This window comes from Halomonas sp. SCS19 (assembly GCF_040147015.1).
GTDB lineage: Bacteria > Pseudomonadota > Gammaproteobacteria > Pseudomonadales > Halomonadaceae > Halomonas > Halomonas litopenaei.
On the sequence record NZ_JAMSHN010000001.1, the window covers coordinates 724,683 to 742,409 of the forward strand.

The following is a 17,727-nucleotide window of genomic DNA, read 5'->3' on the forward strand; positions in this document are numbered from 1 at the left end:
TCGGCGGAAAACCCGACAGGCCGCTGGCCTGCCACCATCACGGCGATATCTACCTGCGTCTGGCGTCAAGACTAGCCCATCGCGATGACGATAGCCCACGCCGAGACGCCGCAGCCTGGGCCGCCCAGGGTCGAATTCGCATCTTGTGCGCATCTGCAAGCCCTGCTAGTGTGATCACAACATGTGATCACACCAATAACAAGCTGCCATCGTTTCGGGAGTCGTCATGAGCGAACCGCGCTGCGCGTCCTACTACGCCGCGACCATCCACGAAGAAGCCGAATATCCCAGGCTCGAGGGCGAGCATCGGGTCGACGTTGCGGTGATCGGAGGCGGCTTCACCGGCGTCAACACCGCGCTGGAACTCGCCGAGCGTGGCTACCGGGTAGCGCTGGTCGAGGCCAACCGGATCGGCTGGGGGGCCAGCGGTCGCAATGGCGGTCAGGTCACCGGCAGCCTGTCGGGGCAGGATGCCATGCTCAAGCAGCTCTCCGGCCCGCTAGGGCGAGAGGCAGCCGAGAACTTCGTCTGGGATCTTCGCTGGCGAGGCCACCGCATTCTGCGTCAGCGTGTCGACAAGTACGCCATCGCCTGTGACCTGAAGTTCGGCCACCTGCACGCCGCCTACCGACCGAGCCACATGGCCGAGCTTAAGCGCGACGTCGAGGCGGCCCAGGGCCACGAGATCGCCCGGCACCTGAGTTTGCTGGACGCCGATCAGACACGCGAACTGGTGGGCACCGAGCTCTACCATGGCGCGGTGCGCAACGACTACAACATGCACCTGCACCCGCTGAACCTGTGTCTTGGCGAGGCCCGCGCCCTTGAGGACCTGGGCGGCTTGCTGTTCGAGGACACCCGGGTCACCGAGATTCGCCACGGCGCTACCCCCTGTGTCGTCACCGAGCGTGGCCAGATCCACGCCGACAGCGTGGTGCTGGCCGGCAACGCCTATCACCGGCTGGAGCGCAAGGCGCTCAAGGGCAAGCTGTTCCCCGCCTCTCTCGGCATCGTCACCACCGCCCCGCTGAGCCGGGAGCAGCAGGCCGCGATCAATCCCCAGGACCTGGCGGTCTACGACACCCGCTTCGTGCTCGACTACTACCGCCTGACCGCCGACGGTCGCCTGCTGTTCGGTGGCGGCGCCAACTATTCCGGCCAGGACTCAGCGGATATCGGCGCCGAACTGCGCCCCCGGCTCGAACACACCTTCCCGCAGCTCAAGGGCATCGCGCTCGACTACCAGTGGCAGGGCAAGGCGGGCATCGTGATCAACCGCATCCCTCAGCTCGGCAAGCTGTCACCCAACGTCTTCTACGCCCAGGGCTACTCGGGCCACGGCATCGCCACCTCGCATATCGTTGGCAACATCATGGCCAGGGCGGTCAGCGGACAGCTGGAGGAGTTCGACCTGTTCGCTGACATGCGCCACTGGCGCATCCCGGTCAGCGAGCGCCTCGGCAACGGCCTGTTGGCCGCGGGCATGTGGTACTACCAGTTGCGCGAAAAACTGCGCTGAGCGTCCGCCGCCGACTCGCCGTCGGCAGCTCGATATCGACCGGACCTTTCACCATCAACGACGCCAACATCAACGACAACCAATAGCTGTCACGCCACGCTCCTGACCGACGCGACCCCCGGCCATCGCCAGGTCGCTTCACCAACAACAATGATCGTCCAGGAGGACATCCATGGAAGCGTTTTTCCCCGCAGGCGGCTGGCTGGTGCTGCTGCCCACCGCCGTTGTACTGCTGCTGGCACTGTGGAGCCGTCGCGCGCTCGAGCCGCTGGTGGCCGGCGCCTTCGTCGGCACCCTGTTGATCGAGCCGACCAGCGCCCTCTCGACCCTGTCGGAGAGCCTGCTCAACGTCCTGACCGACGAGGACGTGGCCTGGGTGATCGCGGTATGCGGGCTGATGGGCTCGATCATCGCGCTGCTGCTGAAGTCGGGCGCCTCGCGTTCCTTCGCCGAAAGCCTGTTGCGCTACATCACCAGCAAGCCTCGGGCGCTGCTCGGCTGCTGGTTCATGGGCATCGTGCTGTTCGTCGACGACTACCTCAACTCCCTGGCGGTCGGCACCTCGATGCGTCAGGTGACGGACCGCTTCAAGACGTCACGAGAGATGCTGGCCTACGTCATCGACTCCACCGCCGCACCGATCAGCGTACTGATCCCGATCTCGACCTGGGCGGTGTTCTTCGGCGCGCTGATCGAAAAGAACGGCCTGGCCGCCGACGGCCAGGGAGTCTGGACCTATATCCAGGCCATCCCCTTCATGTTCTATCCGTGGATCGCGGTGGCCATGGTGCCGCTGGTCGCCTACGGCAAGATTCCGCTGTTCGGCCCGATGAAGCGCGCCGAGCAGCGCGCCCAGCTCGAGGGTCGCTGCGTGCCGCCCGGCGCCGAGCACATCGATGAAGAGATCGCCCACCTGGCGGCCAAGGACCAGACACGCAGCAGCGTCTGGATGTTCCTGCTGCCGATGATGTCGCTGGCCTTCTTCACCTGGTACTTCGATCTCGATTTCCTGATGGGCATCTTCGTGACCCTGGCCGGCATGATCGTGGCCTTCATCGGCCTGAAGAAGCTGACCCCCGGCGAGACCTTCGACAACATTCTGGAGGGCTTCAAGTCGATGCTGGATGCCCTGGCGGTGCTGGTGGCGGCCTTCATGTTCAATGACGTCAACACCACCCTGGGACTCAACGAGTACATCATCACCACGGTCGAACCGCTGATCAATGCCCAGATCCTGCCCTTCATCATCTTTGCGCTGATGGGCTTCGTCTCCTTCGCCACCGGTTCCAACTGGGGCGTGTTCGTGATCATCCTGCCCATCGTCACCACCCTGGGCCACAATCTGGGCGCCGACATGACGCTGGTGATCGGTGCCACCCTCTCGGCCAGCACCTTCGGCAGCCACGCCTGCTTCTATTCGGACGCCACGGTGCTGACGGCCCAGGCCAGCGGCTGCACGCCCTTCCAGCACGCCTTTACCCAACTGCCCTACGCGGCCCTGGCCGGCTTGCTGGCCGCCGCCCTCTATCTGGTACTGGGATTCATGTGATGACGAAAGCACCGTCCAACGACGCCATCTTCTGGTCACACCGAGACAACGGGCGAGTCCCACTCGCCCCCCTCTCCATTGCTGAACAGGCCATCGATGAACGGACCACCGATGAACAGGCCATCGGTGAACAGACCGGGGATAAACAGGCTATCGATGAACAGACCGGGGATGAACAGGCAGACGTGGTCATTGTCGGCGGTGGCTTCACCGGCCTTTGGACCGCCTATCACCTCAAGCGCCTGGCCCCGGAGAAGGACATCCGGGTCCTCGAGGCCAGGCGTTTCGGCCACGGCGCCTCCGGGCGAAACGGGGGCTGGGTGGTGGGCAACCTGGCGGGCCTCGAGCGGCACCTGAAGGGCCTGACCCTGGCCCGGCGCCAGGCGCTGTGCGAGCTTTTGTCCGCCAATGTCGACGAGATCGGCGCGACCCTCTCGCAGGAGGGCATCGACGCCGACTTCCACAAGGGCGGGGCGCTCTACGCGGCGGCGCGCTACCCGGCCCAGGAGGCGCTCCAGCGGGACTACCTCGCACACCTGCTGGCACTCGGCCATCGCCAGCATGACTGCCGCTGGCTGTCCGCCGACGAACTCAGCGACCGGGCCCGCTTCCGCCGCCCCTTCGGTGGCATCTTTCATCGTCAGGTCGCCACGCTGCACCCGGGCAAGCTGATCGATGGGCTGGTCGCGCGACTCGCGGCCATGCAGGTCAGGCTTTACGAACAAAGCCCGGCGACGAGCATCGATGACGGCAAAGTGACCACGCCCCAGGGCAGCATCCGCGCGCCGATGATCGTGATGGCCACCGAAGGCTACAACACCCTGCCCCAGCTACGTCCCCACCTGGTCCCGGTCTCCAGCCTGGTGATCGCCACCGAGCCCTTGAGTCAGAGCCAGTGGGACGCCATCGGCCTGGCACAGCGACCGACCTTCGCCGACGCCAGCCGGTTGATCAACTACGGCCATCGCAGCCGCGATGGTCGCCTGATCTTCGGCGCCAGGGGTCGCTACCGCTTCAACGCCCGTCCGCGTCACCAGGCCTCCATCACCCAGGGCGACATCCAGATGCGCAAGGCGCTGCTCCAGGATCTGTTTCCCGACCTCGGCGAGGTCGATATCAGCCACGGCTGGGGCGGCACCCTGGGCCTCTCGCGCAGTTTTCGCCCCCACGCCCTCGTCGATCGGCGAGCCGGCATCGCCACCGCCGGCGGCTATGCCGGCGAAGGCGTCGCCGCCAGCCACCTGATGGCGCGCACCCTGGCCGAGATGCTCTGTGGACAGGACACTCCGCTGACACGGGCCCCCTGGGCCTTCGATGGCTGTGCACTGGACCAGGTGGTTCGTCGCTGGGAGCCCGAACCCCTGCGCTGGCTGGGCGCCCAGACCATCACCCTGAGCTACGCCACCGAGGAAGCCCTGGCGTCGCGTGAGCGCCACCTGCCGCTGATCGGCCCGGCGCTGAGCCGACTCAACGACCGTTTTGCCGCCGTGATCGAGTAGACAGCGACAGCAGCGATGCAGGCCGCACACTCGTCACCTTGCCCCGGAACTGCCAAAGGAGACACCGCCATGTTGATCGTTCATAGCGACGCCACCCGCGACCGTCGCACTCTCACCGAGCTGTTTGCCGGCCAACTGGTCGCGCCCTTCGAGTGTCCCGAGCGGGTGGACTACATCATCGAACGCGCCAGGACCGAGTCCATTGGCGAGATCCGCGGCCCCGACGAGCATGGACTAGAGCCGGTGCTGGCCATCCATGACGCGGACTACATCGACTTTCTGCGGGTTGCCTGGCGCGACTGGCAGGCGGCCGGTTACGAAGGCGAAGCGATTCCCAATATCTGGCCGACACGGCGGATGCCCGGCGGCCCCATACCCCGCCATATCGAGGGCCGCCTTGGCTACTACGCCCTGGCCGGAGAAACTTCGCTGAACGCCGACACCTTCGAGGCGGCCCTGCTCAGCAAGGACATCGCCCTGACCGCCCTGGACCAGGTGCTCGACAGCGGCGCGCCGGCCTTCGCCCTGTGCCGACCGCCCGGCCATCACGCCGCGCGAGACCAGTACGGCGGTTACTGCTTCATCAACAATGTGGCGGTATCCGCCCAGCGGGCACTGGACCGGGGCCACCAGCGGGTCGCCATCCTCGACATCGACTTCCACCACGGCAACGGCACCCAGGACATCTTCTACGAGCGCAGCGACGTGCTCACTCTCTCGCTGCACGGCGACCCCATGGACGAGTTTCCCTACTTTCTCGGCTTCGCCAACGAGACCGGACGAGGTGACGGCGAGGGCTACAACGTCAACTACCCCCTGCCCAGCGGCACCGACTACGCCCGTTGGGCGCAGGCGCTGGATGACGCCATCGCGCGCGTCAGGGACTTCGCCCCGGACATGCTGATCATCGCCCTCGGGGTCGACACCTTCGAGAACGATCCGATCAGCTCCTTCACCCTGCAAAGCGACGACTATCTGGACATCGGCGCCCGCCTCAAGCGCATCGGACTGCCCACACTATTCGTGATGGAAGGCGGCTACGCGGTGGAAGAGATCGGGGTCAATGCGATCAACGTGCTCAAGGGCTTCGACAACGCCTGAGCCCCGGCACACGGCACAAGGAACAAGGCACAAGGCACGACCGATTCGACGAAAACGCTCGACGCCCCGTACGACATCAGTAGGTCGCTTGTCCCGGACGGGCGTCGGCGCCACGCGAGCACCGCCGGTTTTCCATACTGGTTTGCCACGGGGACCGTGCACGGTTCGGCGAAACGTCTCCCCCGACGCAGCCGCCAGACCGCATCGACGACGGCAACCTGGAACGGGCGGTAGACCACGCCCTGAGCAGCGCTCAGAACAACAACAGCAACAACAGGAACCGACCCATGACACAACAACGACGTTCCAGCCTCCCCGAGGCCCCCGACGGCCAGGACAGCGGCCTCAAGCGCATCCTTGGCCTGCCTGCCCTGGTGTTCTTCGGCCTCGCCTACATGGTGCCCCTGACCGTATTCACCACCTACGGCGTGGTCACCGAAACCACCGGCGGCCATGTGCCCATGGCCTACGTGATCACCCTGGCGGCGATGTTCTTCACCGCCTACAGCTACGGCAAGATGGTCGAGCACTACCCTACCGCCGGCTCCGCCTACACCTACACACGCCGCGCCTTCGGTGGCCGTGTGGGCTTCATGGTGGGCTGGGCGCTGCTGCTCGACTACATCTTCCTGCCGATGATCAACTACCTGGTGATCGGGATCTACATGAAGGAGGTCTTCCCCGCCATCGATCAGGGCGTCTGGGTGGTAGGAGCCATCGTCGCCGTGACCGCACTGAACATCCTGGGCATCAAGCTGGTGGCCAAGATGAATCTGATCATCATCGGCTTTCAGTTCGTCTTTCTGGCCACTTTCATCGCCATCTCGCTGAAGGTCATCGCCGGTGGCGAAGCCCCCTCGCTGCTGGCGCCCTTCCACAGCGAAGGGCTCCAGTGGACCACCATCGTCGGTGGTGCCGCCATCCTGTGCCTGTCGTTTCTTGGCTTTGACGCCGTCTCTACCCTGTGCGAGGAAACTCGCGAGCCCAAGCGTGACATCCCCCGCGCCATCATGCTGTGCACCCTGATCGGCGGCGGCCTGTTCATTCTGGCCTCCTGGGTCGGGCATCTGGTGTTTCCCGACTATCACAACTTCGGCAGCGCCGACTCGGCCGCGGTGGACGTGATGCGCCGCGCCGGCGGGGGCTTTTTGGTCGCCTTCTTCACCGCTGCATATGTAGCAGGCTGCTTCGCCTCGGCCATGGCCGCCCAGGCCAGCGTCTCCCGGATCCTGTTCGCCATGGGCCGCGACCAGGTCCTGCCCAAGGTCTTCGGCAAGCTCAGCCAGCGCTACGGCACCCCGCTGGGGTCGACGTTGATCGTCGGCGCCATCTCGCTGATGGCGCTGGTCATCAGCCTGGAGCTGGCCGCCACCATGATCAGCTTCGGTGCTCTGGTCGCCTTCTCCTTCGTCAACCTTTCTGTGATCAAGCACTACCTGGTGGATGAGCACCTGATGCAACCCAAGAACCTGCTGCGCTACGGCGTCATGCCAAGCGTCGGCTTCCTGTTGACTATCTGGCTGTGGTCGAGTCTGTCGCTCAACACCTTCCAGGTGGGACTCACCTGGGTCGCCGTCGGCTTTGCCTACCTGCTCTATCTGACCCGCCTGTTCAAGGTCGAAGTACCGGACCTGGAGCTCAAGGAAAACTGAGCGCTGACCGCGGCGCCTCCGATCAGAGCGTCGCGGTTTACAGCCCCTGCCCACAGCGCCGACATCCCGGGATGTCGGCGCTCTTCTTTGGCGCACCACAAACCTTGCAAGATCGCGCATCGAGGCATCGCATCGACCTTTTTTCCGGCCGTGTTGTGGCAAGGCACAGCCATGAAGAGCACCGCTGCAGGACTGCCCTAAGGTAAGAGACAGCTATCGAGAGTCCCTTCCCATGGAGAGCCCCGCCCATGACGCTACGCCTGCCCACCCTGATGCTGCTGACACTTGCCCCGCTGTCCACCTGCCTGGCGGCAGAAACGATCTACGTGGTCACCAACAAGACCGAAGGCAACTCGGTCGCCGCCTTCCATGCCGACGATGACGGCACGCTTTCCCTAGCCTCCGAGTATCCCACCGGGGGCCTTGGTACCGGTGATCTGGAGATTCCGGCTCTGGAGAAGAACCCTGACCACCCGCTGGCCAACGGCGATGACCCCCTGATCTCCGCCAACGCCATCGCGGCCTCCGCGGACGGCGGCTGGATGGTGGCGGTCAACCCAGGCGACGGTACCCTCAGCCTGATGAACCGCGCCCCCGACGGCAGCCTTCAGGCCGTCAACAGCGTGACGGCCTCGGACCGTTTCCCGATTTCTGTCGCCATCCACGGCCACCTGGTCGCCTCCGCCAGCGTGGGTGACAGCAACCAGGCCGGCTCCATCGCGCTGTATCGCCACACCCCCGAAGGACTGATCGCAATCCAGGGCAGCCGGCGCGACCTGGGCGCCCGCCCCTCGACCATCGCCTTCTCGCGTTCCGGAGCCTTCGTCATCGTCAACGAGCTGGTGACCGGCAAGATTCACAGCTTTGCGGTCAGTGACGATGGTCTGTCCGCCGATCCGATCGCCAGCGTGGACAGCCCGCGTGCGCCGGCCGAACGCTTCCACGCCATACCGGTGGGCTTCGCCATCGGCCAGGGGGACCAGGGCGAGACCCTGCTGATGTCGGAGGCACGCTTCCTGACGCCGGAGTTCGGCCTGCGTGAGGAGGCCGACAAGGTACCCCAGAGCCCGCTCTACAGCTGGCAGACCAGCTCGGTCTCGAGCTATGTGCTGGATGATCATGGCGGACTCACCCTGAAGACCGCCGACGCCCTGACCGGCGCTGCCATGGAAGGAGGCGAGATCGCCAACTGCTGGGTCGCGCTGAACGCCGACGGCGACACTCTCTACACCGCCAACGCCCTGTCGAGTTCCATCAGCCGCTACAGCGTCAAACCGAACGGCAGCATCGCCCTCGAGGATGCTACCGCCTACAAGGACGACGGCGAATTGCTGTTCTTCTCGGACATGGCGCTGAGCCCCGACGGCGACACCCTCTATCAGCTGGTCGGCAACACCGGCCAGGTGATGGCCTTCGATGTCGCCGAGGATGGTGGTCTATCCCTGCGCACCAGTGCAGGCGGACTGCCGGAGCTCGGCAGCTACGGCCTGGTGGTGCTGGAAGACGGCTGATGTAGCCGCCGGCATCGGTGCACCCGTGGTCATATTTTCGAGGATCGTATTTTGGCTGTCTCCATGAGGGCGGTTGCTGGTATTCCGGTTCGGCCATCACATCACCCTGAATCGGCCACGCCGCTCTCGACCTGACCCTCGGTCTAGCCCTCGACCGGCCCCTGTCCACCTTCCATGGCGTGGAGTTTCTCCACCCGCCGGCGGTACTCTTCATCACTGGAGAACTCCGCCTCCAGAAAAGCCTTGATCAGATCATTGGCAAGCCAGGGGCCCACGATCTGTGCGCCGATACACAGCACATTGACGTCGTCATGCTCGACACACTGGTGCGCCGAGTGCACGTCATGGCCCACGGCGGCACGAATTCCCCTGACCTTGTTGGCGGCGATGGCCGCGCCCACTCCGGTTCCACAGACCATCAGTCCACGCTCGACCTCTCCGGAGGTGACACGAGAGGTCACCTCTCTGGCGATATCGGGGAAGTCGACCGGCTGGTCATCGTAGGAGCCCACATCCTGCACCTCATGACCGAGGGATTCGACAAAGGCCACGACGGAGGCCTTCAGCGGAAAGCCCGCATGATCTGAACCAATGACGAGTTTCATGACAACTCCATTGCTGGCAAGGGAAAGTTAGCGCATCAGACCCGGCAGCCACAGCACCAGATCGGAGGCAAAGGTGATGATCGCAAGGGTCAGGAACAGCGGGACGTAGAACGGAATCAACGCCTTCAACAACTGCCGCAAGCTGACCTGAGCAATCGATGAGATCAAGTAAAGCGACAGCCCCATGGGTGGCGTCAGCAGCCCGATCATCAGGTTGAAGATGGCGACAATCCCCAGATGTACGGGATCGACACCCGCCAGCACCATCGGAGGGGCAATCACCGGCACCACCAGCAGGGTCGCGGTAGTGGAATCCAGAAACATGCCCACCACGAAGAAGATCAGGTTGGCAATCAACAGCAGTACCAACGGATCTGTGGATATCTGCAAAATAAAGGCCGCAAAGCTCTGGGGTATCTGCTCCACCGCCAGGATCCAGCCAAACAGCGAAGCCGCAGCAACGATGATCAGGATCGCGCTGGTACTGCGCAGCGTCGCCTGCAGCGCGGACCACAGATGGGCCCAGGTAAGCTCCTTGTAGATCATGCCACTGATCAGCACCACATAGGCTGCGGTCACCGCCGCCGCCTCGGTGGGGGTAAACAGTCCCAGCATCATGCCGGCGATCATCAGCACTGGTGCCAGTAGCGCCGGCAGTGCAGGCAGCAGCGACGTGACGACCTCCCTGGCCGTCGGCCAGCGAGCAGAGCGTGGCATGTCGGAGCGCAGTGCCAGCACTGCGGCGGTAATCATCAGCAGTGCGACACAGATCAGTGCCGGCACGATACCCGCAATCAGCAACTGAATGATCGAGACGCTGGTCACCGAGCCGTAGACGATCAGCGGAATGCTCGGCGGAAAGATCGGCCCGACCACCGCAGAGGATGCGGTCACCGCCGCGGCAAAGGGTGCCTTGAAGCCGCGCTTGCGCATGGCTTCGATCTCGATCTTGCCAAGCCCACCCACGTCGGCCAGCGCCGCCCCGGACATTCCCGAGAAGATCAGGCTGGAAAAGATGTTGACCTGGGCCAAGCCTCCCGGGGCTCGCCCCACCAGGGTGTCGGCGAAGCGAAAGATGCGGTCGGTGACACCGGAGAGGTTCATCAGGTTGCCGACAAAGATGAAGATTGGCACCGCCACCAGCGGAAAACTGTCCAGCGCGTAGGTGACACGCTGCCCCAGCAGCCCCAGCGGAAAGCCCTCCACCACCACATAGGCGATAGCCGGCAACAGGATGGCGTAGACCACCGGAAAGCCCAGCAGAAACAGCACCAGAAAGGCAACGATCAAGGCCAGTCCCATCAGGAAACCTCCGGCGGATCGTCATGAGATGCAGTCGCGGACTGGCCACGCAGCCGTATCACATGCTGCAGTGCCGCCACCGCGAAGCCGATAGCGGTAGATCCCAGGAAGATCCAGAACGGAATCTTGAGGGTCGGGGTGGCATTGTTGAGGTTATCGGCGATGGTCGTGATGGTAGCGAACGCCACCACACCGCTGGCCACCGCCGACGCCACGAAAATGGTGGTATCGAGCAGACGACGAGGCCGGCCGGTCAGCATATCGCGGAGCTCACTCATGCCGATGTTCTCGCCGTGGCCTACTACCAGCGGATAGCTGGCGAAGACCAGACACACCAGCAGAAAGCGCGTCAGTTCCTCGGCCCCGACCAGCGGTGACAGGAAGAGATCACGCATTACCACCTGCGACAGTGGCACTACCACGATGCCGACCAGCAGCAGCGCACAAAGCCCCTGCCAGAAACGCTTCAAGCCGGACACGGCGTTCTCCTTGTTTCCTCTCGATGGACGGGGCGTCGCCCCGCCCATCGCTGACGATGCTTGCCGGTTCAATCGACCTTGGCGATCTGCTCGACATAGCTGTCAAAGGAGGGAAAGTCGGCACTGATCTGCGCGCTGACCTGCTCACGGAAGGCATCGAGATCGAGGCCGTCGTCGGCGGTGATCACCGTCATGCCACGGCCTCTGAGCTCTTCCACCAGGGCATCTTCGGACGATTGAGCCCACTCGAGCGACTCATCGGCCTTGTCGTCGAGGACCTCGGTGATTGCAGAACGCTGGTCATCGGACAGTCCCTGCCAGACATCCTCGTTGATGAAGACGGCCAGCACCGAGTGCATATGTCCGGTCAGGGCCACGTGGGACTGCACTTCATCGAGCTTGTTGGCGGCGATCATGGTCAGCGGGTTTTCCTGCCCAACCACCAGACCGGTCATCAGCGCGGTCGGCAATTCCGACACCGCCACCGGCGTCGGGTTGGCGCCAAAACCCTTGACCATGGAGATCCACAGATCCAGCGGAACCGCCCGGAAGGGCTTGTCCTTGAGGTCGGCCGGCGACTTGACTTCGAAGTTGGACGATACATGCCGTGCACCGCGATAGATGCGCCCGACGATGCGCACCCCACCGTCCTCGATCAACCGTTCGTTGATCTCCTTGACCGCGGGTGTCTCGGGATCGGTGGCGGCCAGGGCGTGGGCCGCATCGCGATAGATATAGGGGGCGTTGAACACCGCCGCCTCGGGAACGATACGCGCAAGGGACGCGAAGTCATGATGTCCCATACCGATGGAGCCCATGCGCACACCATCCACCATTTCGGCAACGCCACCTAACTGACTGGCCGGATAAACCTGGATCTCCAACTCGCCATTGGAGGCCTCGGCGATGGCCTCTGCCGCCTCGCTGGCATAACGTGTCTGCAGATCGCCTTCAGCCCCGACATGGGCATAGCGAATCGTTTCGGCAGAAGCGCTTGCAGCCGAAAGGCTGATCGCGAGGCTCAGGGCCACCCCCTGAGTGGCAAGGGTCGCAGCGGTCTTGAAATTCATCAGGCTCACCTCTCGTAGCGTTGTATTGTCGTTGTCGTACTTCGGTATCGATGGTGCGTCGTCACCTTCCTGGCAACAGACTGACGCGGCGCCATGACGATGGCTGGCGCTCAACGTCGGCCAAGGCCTGCTTCGGCTTCCTGGGTATAGGCGGCGATGATGCTCTTGCGGCGCAGTTCGTCGCCGATGGAAAAATGCTCGCGCAGGCGCTGGTTGGCCTTGTCACCGTCGCCTTCGACGATGGCCAGGAACACCTGTCGGTGAGAATCGATATGCGCCTCGATCACCTCGTCCGAACCAAGGGTGATCTGTCGACGCTGGACGTGGCTCTTGAGCAACAGCGCGGAAATCGCGTGGTACAAGGTCATCAGCGACTGACAATGGCTGGCCTCGACGATGGCAAGATGAAACTGGTAGTCGGCGCGCCCGCCCTGCTCGGGATCCTCAAGCGTGGCCATCAACTGCTTGAAGCAGGTCTCTATGCGGGCGATGTCGTTATCGGTAGCGCGATCACAGGCCAGTCGCACCGCCTGACACTCGATGGCTATCCGGGCCTGCATGACGTCGTCGAGGGCGTTTTTCTCCTGAGCCAGGTAAAAGGCGAAGAAATCCGACAACACCTTGAAGTCGGCCTTGGCCACATAGGCGCCCTTGCCGTGACGGATGTCGAGGACCCCGAGCATATCCAGCGAGCGCATCACCTCACGCAACAGCGGTCGGCCTACCTTGAGCTCCAGAGCCAATTCACGCTCGCTGGGCAAACGATCGCCAGGCCGCCACTCGCCATTGAGGACGCGTTCACGAAAGACCTCGAACACTCTTTGATAGCCGTTGACCGACTCGCCCTCACGGATCGCGCTGTCCAACATTGGTCATCCTCCCACCCAACTGGTCTTACCTCTTAAGAGCCCTCAAGACCACTTCTCGACCATTTCACCTGACGCACATCAACAGCGACTCTCGCCGGTCACGACAATGCTGATCGCCGCCCTTCTTATTGCCAGTTTCCGCGAAATCCGACGCTTTCTCGTCAATGCCTTGAACCATAGTCGTCAGGTCTGGGCTGCAAAAGGCGACTTTGGTGCCAGCCATGTGGTCTTACCACTTTCAACCTCCAGCGCCTTCCTGAAGCGGCAACGCGCCTTCCGCCAACGATTCAGGGGCGCACAAGCCTGACGCAGGCACATTGCACAAAAAGGCCCCGCCTAAGCGGGGCCTCAATATCTGGCGCTTGGTCGACGCACCCAGGCAAGGCAACCATCTAGCCAATACAGACGACCGACACGCCTATCTGCGAACCAGCGACTGAAGCCTGGACGTGCCGCTGCAGTACCGTCACCACCTAGGCGCTGTCCGAAAAGTCGACGAGCGAAGGTTAGACAAGGCAAAAATCGGTGAAAAAGCGCAGTTTACGGGGTGTAAATGAGCATTTTGACCGGGCTGGCGCACCAGCCGATTTTTAACGCCGTACTACCGAGCGCAGGCACTTTTCAGACAAGCCCTAGCGAAAGTGCGGATTCAGCCTGCCAATTTCGTAGAGATCGTGAAGGTAGACGTCCAGCTTGTAGACCAGGTGGGTGGCGACGATCAGCAGCGCGATCAACGAAAGCAGGACGGCGGGATCGTTGGCCCAGGCGAACGCCGGTGAGCCCAGTTCATAGCCGATGGTATAGACGCTGAGCCCACCCAGCCCCAGCACCGACAGGCACAGCGCGATGATCACGATGATCAGGGTGCCACGCAGGTCCCGGCTCGGCGGGCGGGTCGTCCAGCTGGCCAGATGGCGGACCATGATGCGCCCATTGGTGACGATCTGGCGACGGCGGCGTAGCAGCATGGCGGCATTGACCGGCTCGTCGTCCCGGGAAAAGGCCGCCAGCGCTACCCTGGGGTCGACACGGCCATCGAAGCGCTCATTCACCGCCCGGGCAAAGGCCTCGCGATCACCGGTATTCCTGGCCTGCTCGGCCAGCCGAGACAGCTCCTCAAGCGCCTCGGCGTCCATTCCGGGACGCTTCTCGAAGTCGGCAAAGTGCTGCTCGTAGTAGATGTAGTAGACCTGATAGATCGACAGCAGCACGGCCGCGTAGATCATCACGTAGAGGGCGATATCTGACATGCGTTTCTCCCTGTCCCTGGCGGTAGGCCGTCGAGACACTCGATCCCGAAGCGGCACAAAGATCCCCATTATCTGAATCTTTTATTATGGCCGGTAGCGGGTGTTTTGCCGCACCCTTGTCGGCCACCTTGTGACACAAGCAAGAGCCCCCGACGGGCATCCGACGGGGGCTCTTGCTGCAACGGCGTTGTTTCAGGGCAGGAGCCGAATGTTCGGCTCCCCTCCCTGCTCGCCTATTGTGACGCCTGATCCGGCAGCTTGTAGGCCATCACGTAGTCACCGATGGTGGTGCCGATCGAGCCATGCCCCCCGGCCACCAGCACGACCATCTGCTCGCCCTGGCTGTTGAGGTAGGTCATCGGCGTGGCCTGGCCGCCGGCTGGCAGCCGCGACTCCCACAGCTGCTCGCCGGTGGTCAGGTCGTAGGCACGGAAGTAGTCGTCCACGGACGCCGCCAGGAAGGCTACTCCTCCGTCGGTGATGATCGGACCGCCGATACCCGGCACCCCCATCTCGAAGGGCAGCGGCAGCGCTGTCATGTCTTCGATGGTACCGTTCTTGTGCTGCCAGGCGACCTCACCGGTACGCAGGTCGGTGCCGGCCACGTAGCCCCAGGGCGGCTGCTGACAGGGAATGCCCAGCGGCGACAGGAACGGCTTCATCTCCACCGCATAGTCGGCACCGGCGTTCTCGTTGAGCCCCTGCTCACCCTGGTTGGTCTCGCCGAGTTCGGCGCCATCCTTGGGCACCAGGGTGCTGGTGAAGGCCAGATACAGCGGCATGCCGAACATCACCTGGCGCTTGGGGTCCACCGCCAGGCTACCCCAGTTGAAGACGCCGAAGTTGCCGGGGAAGACGATGGTGCCCTGCTCGGACGGCGGGGTGTACTGACCCTCGTAGCGCAGCGAGCGGAACTGGATACGGCAGACCATCTGGTCGATCAGGCTGCCTCCCCACATGTCGGCCTCGCGCAGCTTCGGCGGACGGAAGCTCAGGGCAGACCTGGGCTGGGTCGGTGCCGCGTAGTCGCCTTCGATGGTGCCCTGCGGTGCCGGCTCCTCGGTGATCGGGAAGATCGGCTCGCCGGTGGCGCGGTTGAGGACGTAGACGTCCCCCTGCTTGGTCGGCACCACCAGCGCGGGCTGCATGCCCTCGTCGGTCTCCAGGTCGACCAGGCTCGGCTGCGCCGGGGTGTCCATGTCCCACAGGTCGTGGTGGACGAACTGCTGGACCCACTCCACCTGGCCGCTGTCCAGACGCAGCGCCACCACCGAGGTGGCGAACTTCTCTTCGGCCTCGCTGCGGAAGTGGCCGAGCTGGTCCGGGGTCCGGTTGCCCATCGGGAAGTAGATCAGTCCCAGCTCCTCATCGGCGCTGGCCACCGCCCAGCTGTTGGGGGAGCTGGTGGCGTAGGTCTCGTCCTCACCGATCGGCGCGGTCTCGTCCGGGTTGCCGGAATCCCAGTTCCAGCGCAGCTCGCCGGTCCTGGCGTCGTAGGCGCGGATCACGCCGGAGGGTGAATCGACGGCGTAGTTGTCATTGACCGCCCCGGCTACCACCACCAGGCCATTGGCCACCACGGGGGGCGAGGTCGAGTAGTAGAAGCCGGACTGGGTGAACGGCATGTTGTGCATCAGGTCCAGCTCGCCGTTGTCGGCGAAGTTGGCGCAGCGGGCACCGGTGGCCGGATCGACGGCCAGCAGGCGCGCATCGGAGGTCGGCATGAACAGCTGGGCGTCGCACTGGATCGGCTCCAGCGCCTCGGCCGGCTGGCTCGCCGCCGCGACGTCGAGGCTATCGCCATCGCCGGATGTCGGCGGCAGGTAGGAGACGCCACGACAGGTCTGGTGCTGGCGTGAGCTTTCCGCCGGCACCTTGGCGTCATACTGCCAAAGCTTCTCGCCGCTATCGGCGTCAAGCGTCACCAGCCAGTTGTGCGGCGTACACAGAAACAGCGCATTGCCCACCTTCAGCGGCGTGGCCTCGTAGGTGGTCTCCCCGACGTCGTCAGGGCCCTTCCTGTCACCGGTCTGATACTGCCAGGCCAGTTCCAGTTCGCCGACGTTATCCGGGGTGATCTGGTCCAGCGGCGAATAGCGCTGACCCAGGTTGCTGCGGCCGTAAGCATGCCAGCTCGCCTCCGGCGAATCGCCAAGCTTGGGTGACTGGACGATCTCGTCCTCGTTGAGTCGCCCCTCGATGCGATGGGCGTCCACCGCCAGACTACCCAGCAGGCCTACACCCAGCACCGCCCAGACCGGCAGCAGCACGACCGTGCCCAGACGCTTGCCGGCGCGCCGCGGCCACAGAAGCGGAATGGCAAGCAGCATCAACAGGCCCATGCGGGTGGCCAGCGGCCACCAGTCATAGCCGGATTCCCAGAGGGCCCAGGCGGCCGTGGCGACAAGCAGCCCGGCGTAAAGCAGCTGCGCCGGCACGCGACGGGAGCGCGCCATGGCGCCCACCGCGATCAGCACCAGACCGGCCAGGGCGTAGTACCAGCTTCCACCCAGGGTGACCAGCCAGGCGCCGCCCCCCAATAGCGAAAGCCCCACCAACAACAAGATGAGGGAGTAGATGATCATGATCCAAGGTCCTTGCGCTGAATCGTTTAAGTGGCCGGCATGTTAATTGATTAGCATGAGAATTAACATGCCGGTGCACAGCTTCAGTGTAGGCCCTCTTCTTGTAATACAGGCAAGTTGCCTGCGTCTTTTCAAAGGCCGGGCAAGGCGATCAGGGTGACCATGGAAGGCGACAGCGCCTCAGCAAAGGCTCTCGCAGCGCTGCGGACGATCCCCCATCCTGGCCAGTCCATCGTGCAATGCCTCGAGCTCGGCCCGTCGCCCCCGGGCGCCGGCTTCGAGACAGTCGAGCGCCCAGTCGGGCAGCTCGGCGCTCAGCCGGTAGTGGACCCACTGGCCATCGCGACGATCCTGGAGCAAACCACAGCGACGCAGCTCTGCCAGGTGGCGTGACACCTTGGGTTGCGACACCTCGAGCACCGCGGTCATTTCGCAGACGCAGAGCTCTCCTTCCTGCAGCAGCAACAGCATGATCGACAGGCGCGTCTCTTCCGACAGGCACTTGTAGAGGCGCAACGGGTCCAGCGACATCATCGGCGTTTCCTGTTCATCTTTGCCTGTTCATCTTTTTTCCCTGGGCAGCGGCTTTCTTCGTTCAGCGTCACGGGGTTCCTCCGCGGGCCGACTATCCTAGGCTCTGTCCGAAAAGTCGGCGAGCGAAGGTTAGACAAGGCAAAAATCGGTGAGACAGCGCAGTTTACGGGGTGTAAATGAGCATGTTGATCCGATTTTTAAC

The 17,727-nt window shown here is 63.7% G+C and carries 15 protein-coding genes; 7 read left to right on the top strand and 8 right to left on the bottom strand.

All coding sequences use genetic code 11. The features are described from left to right. The first annotated feature begins 226 nt into the window (after positions 1-226). From NFH97_RS02930 to NFH97_RS02955, 6 genes are all read left to right on the top strand, one after another. The gene (locus tag NFH97_RS02930) at positions 227-1,519 is read left to right on the top strand and encodes an NAD(P)/FAD-dependent oxidoreductase (protein WP_287165837.1); all 1,293 of its coding nucleotides are present in this window, start codon (positions 227-229) and stop codon (positions 1,517-1,519) included. 172 nt (positions 1,520-1,691) lie between these two features. Then, on the top strand, positions 1,692-3,068 hold the full coding sequence (locus tag NFH97_RS02935) for a Na+/H+ antiporter NhaC family protein (protein ID WP_045991891.1): 1,377 nt from the start codon (positions 1,692-1,694) through the stop codon (positions 3,066-3,068). After that, positions 3,068-4,567, top strand: a complete 1,500-nt coding sequence (locus tag NFH97_RS02940; protein WP_349624410.1) for an NAD(P)/FAD-dependent oxidoreductase — start codon at positions 3,068-3,070, stop codon at positions 4,565-4,567. Before NFH97_RS02935 ends, NFH97_RS02940 begins: the two co-directional genes overlap by 1 nt. 69 nt (positions 4,568-4,636) lie before the next feature. Next, positions 4,637-5,668: a histone deacetylase family protein gene (locus tag NFH97_RS02945; RefSeq protein ID WP_287165840.1), complete on the top strand. Its 1,032-nt coding sequence runs from the start codon at positions 4,637-4,639 to the stop codon at positions 5,666-5,668. Between the two features lie 287 nt (positions 5,669-5,955). Beyond that, positions 5,956-7,320 carry an APC family permease gene (locus NFH97_RS02950; RefSeq protein ID WP_045991889.1) on the top strand — a complete coding sequence of 455 codons (1,365 nt, stop codon included), beginning with the start codon at positions 5,956-5,958 and terminating at the stop codon, positions 7,318-7,320. A gap of 248 nt (positions 7,321-7,568) precedes the next feature. Further along, positions 7,569-8,831, top strand: coding sequence for a lactonase family protein (locus NFH97_RS02955; RefSeq protein WP_124802500.1), 1,263 nt, complete (start codon positions 7,569-7,571; stop codon positions 8,829-8,831). A 143-nt stretch (positions 8,832-8,974) separates the two neighbouring features. Here the strand turns inward: NFH97_RS02955 and rpiB are convergent, their stop codons facing one another. The 5 genes from rpiB to NFH97_RS02980 form a co-directional block, all read right to left on the bottom strand. Beyond that, on the bottom strand, positions 8,975-9,436 hold the full coding sequence (gene rpiB, locus NFH97_RS02960; RefSeq protein ID WP_124802502.1) for a ribose 5-phosphate isomerase B: 462 nt from the start codon (positions 9,434-9,436) through the stop codon (positions 8,975-8,977). A 27-nt stretch (positions 9,437-9,463) separates the two neighbouring features. Then, positions 9,464-10,738, bottom strand: a complete 1,275-nt coding sequence (locus NFH97_RS02965) for a TRAP transporter large permease (RefSeq protein ID WP_124802504.1) — start codon at positions 10,736-10,738, stop codon at positions 9,464-9,466. After that, positions 10,738-11,217, bottom strand: a complete 480-nt coding sequence (locus NFH97_RS02970) for a TRAP transporter small permease (RefSeq protein ID WP_221621127.1) — start codon at positions 11,215-11,217, stop codon at positions 10,738-10,740. Before NFH97_RS02970 ends, NFH97_RS02965 begins: the two co-directional genes overlap by 1 nt. 68 nt (positions 11,218-11,285) lie before the next feature. Beyond that, positions 11,286-12,287 (bottom strand): TRAP transporter substrate-binding protein, encoded by a 1,002-nt coding sequence (locus NFH97_RS02975; RefSeq protein WP_124802508.1) that lies wholly within the window; start codon positions 12,285-12,287, stop codon positions 11,286-11,288. Positions 12,288-12,397: 110 nt separating this feature from the next. Continuing rightward, a complete protein-coding gene (locus NFH97_RS02980; protein WP_349624411.1) occupies positions 12,398-13,156 on the bottom strand; it encodes a FadR/GntR family transcriptional regulator in 759 nt (252 codons plus the stop codon). Between the two features lie 106 nt (positions 13,157-13,262). Here NFH97_RS02980 and NFH97_RS02985 point away from each other — a divergent pair, with 106 nt between their 5' ends. Continuing rightward, a complete protein-coding gene (locus tag NFH97_RS02985; RefSeq protein ID WP_124802512.1) occupies positions 13,263-13,463 on the top strand; it encodes a hypothetical protein in 201 nt (66 codons plus the stop codon). Positions 13,464-13,788: 325 nt separating this feature from the next. On the opposite strand, the gene NFH97_RS02990 is transcribed toward NFH97_RS02985, so the two are convergent. From NFH97_RS02990 to NFH97_RS03000, 3 genes are all read right to left on the bottom strand, one after another. Then, positions 13,789-14,406, bottom strand: coding sequence for a hypothetical protein (locus NFH97_RS02990; protein WP_222515446.1), 618 nt, complete (start codon positions 14,404-14,406; stop codon positions 13,789-13,791). Positions 14,407-14,639: 233 nt separating this feature from the next. After that, positions 14,640-16,991: a glucose/quinate/shikimate family membrane-bound PQQ-dependent dehydrogenase gene (locus tag NFH97_RS02995; RefSeq protein ID WP_349624412.1), complete on the bottom strand. Its 2,352-nt coding sequence runs from the start codon at positions 16,989-16,991 to the stop codon at positions 14,640-14,642. A 180-nt stretch (positions 16,992-17,171) separates the two neighbouring features. Beyond that, complete coding sequence (locus NFH97_RS03000) at positions 17,172-17,525, bottom strand: metalloregulator ArsR/SmtB family transcription factor (protein WP_348815570.1); 354 nt, start codon at positions 17,523-17,525, stop codon at positions 17,172-17,174. Positions 17,526-17,727 lie beyond the last annotated feature (202 nt).

Bases quoted from the DNA above. Each gene is read 5' to 3' on its own strand.
- NFH97_RS03000 (WP_348815570.1), bottom strand. From the start codon at position 17,525: ATGATGTCGCTGGACCCGTTGCGCCTCTACAAGTGCCTGTCGGAAGAG.
- NFH97_RS02950 (WP_045991889.1), top strand. From the start codon at position 5,956: ATGACACAACAACGACGTTCCAGCCTCCCCGAGGCCCCCGACGGCCAG.
- NFH97_RS02980 (WP_349624411.1), bottom strand. From the start codon at position 13,156: ATGTTGGACAGCGCGATCCGTGAGGGCGAGTCGGTCAACGGCTATCAA.
- NFH97_RS02930 (WP_287165837.1), top strand. From the start codon at position 227: ATGAGCGAACCGCGCTGCGCGTCCTACTACGCCGCGACCATCCACGAA.
- NFH97_RS02995 (WP_349624412.1), bottom strand. From the start codon at position 16,991: ATGATCATCTACTCCCTCATCTTGTTGTTGGTGGGGCTTTCGCTATTG.
- NFH97_RS02975 (WP_124802508.1), bottom strand. From the start codon at position 12,287: ATGAATTTCAAGACCGCTGCGACCCTTGCCACTCAGGGGGTGGCCCTG.
- NFH97_RS02965 (WP_124802504.1), bottom strand. From the start codon at position 10,738: ATGGGACTGGCCTTGATCGTTGCCTTTCTGGTGCTGTTTCTGCTGGGC.
- NFH97_RS02985 (WP_124802512.1), top strand. From the start codon at position 13,263: ATGCTGATCGCCGCCCTTCTTATTGCCAGTTTCCGCGAAATCCGACGC.
- NFH97_RS02955 (WP_124802500.1), top strand. From the start codon at position 7,569: ATGACGCTACGCCTGCCCACCCTGATGCTGCTGACACTTGCCCCGCTG.
- NFH97_RS02935 (WP_045991891.1), top strand. From the start codon at position 1,692: ATGGAAGCGTTTTTCCCCGCAGGCGGCTGGCTGGTGCTGCTGCCCACC.
- NFH97_RS02990 (WP_222515446.1), bottom strand. From the start codon at position 14,406: ATGTCAGATATCGCCCTCTACGTGATGATCTACGCGGCCGTGCTGCTG.
- rpiB (WP_124802502.1), bottom strand. From the start codon at position 9,436: ATGAAACTCGTCATTGGTTCAGATCATGCGGGCTTTCCGCTGAAGGCC.
- NFH97_RS02940 (WP_349624410.1), top strand. From the start codon at position 3,068: ATGACGAAAGCACCGTCCAACGACGCCATCTTCTGGTCACACCGAGAC.
- NFH97_RS02945 (WP_287165840.1), top strand. From the start codon at position 4,637: ATGTTGATCGTTCATAGCGACGCCACCCGCGACCGTCGCACTCTCACC.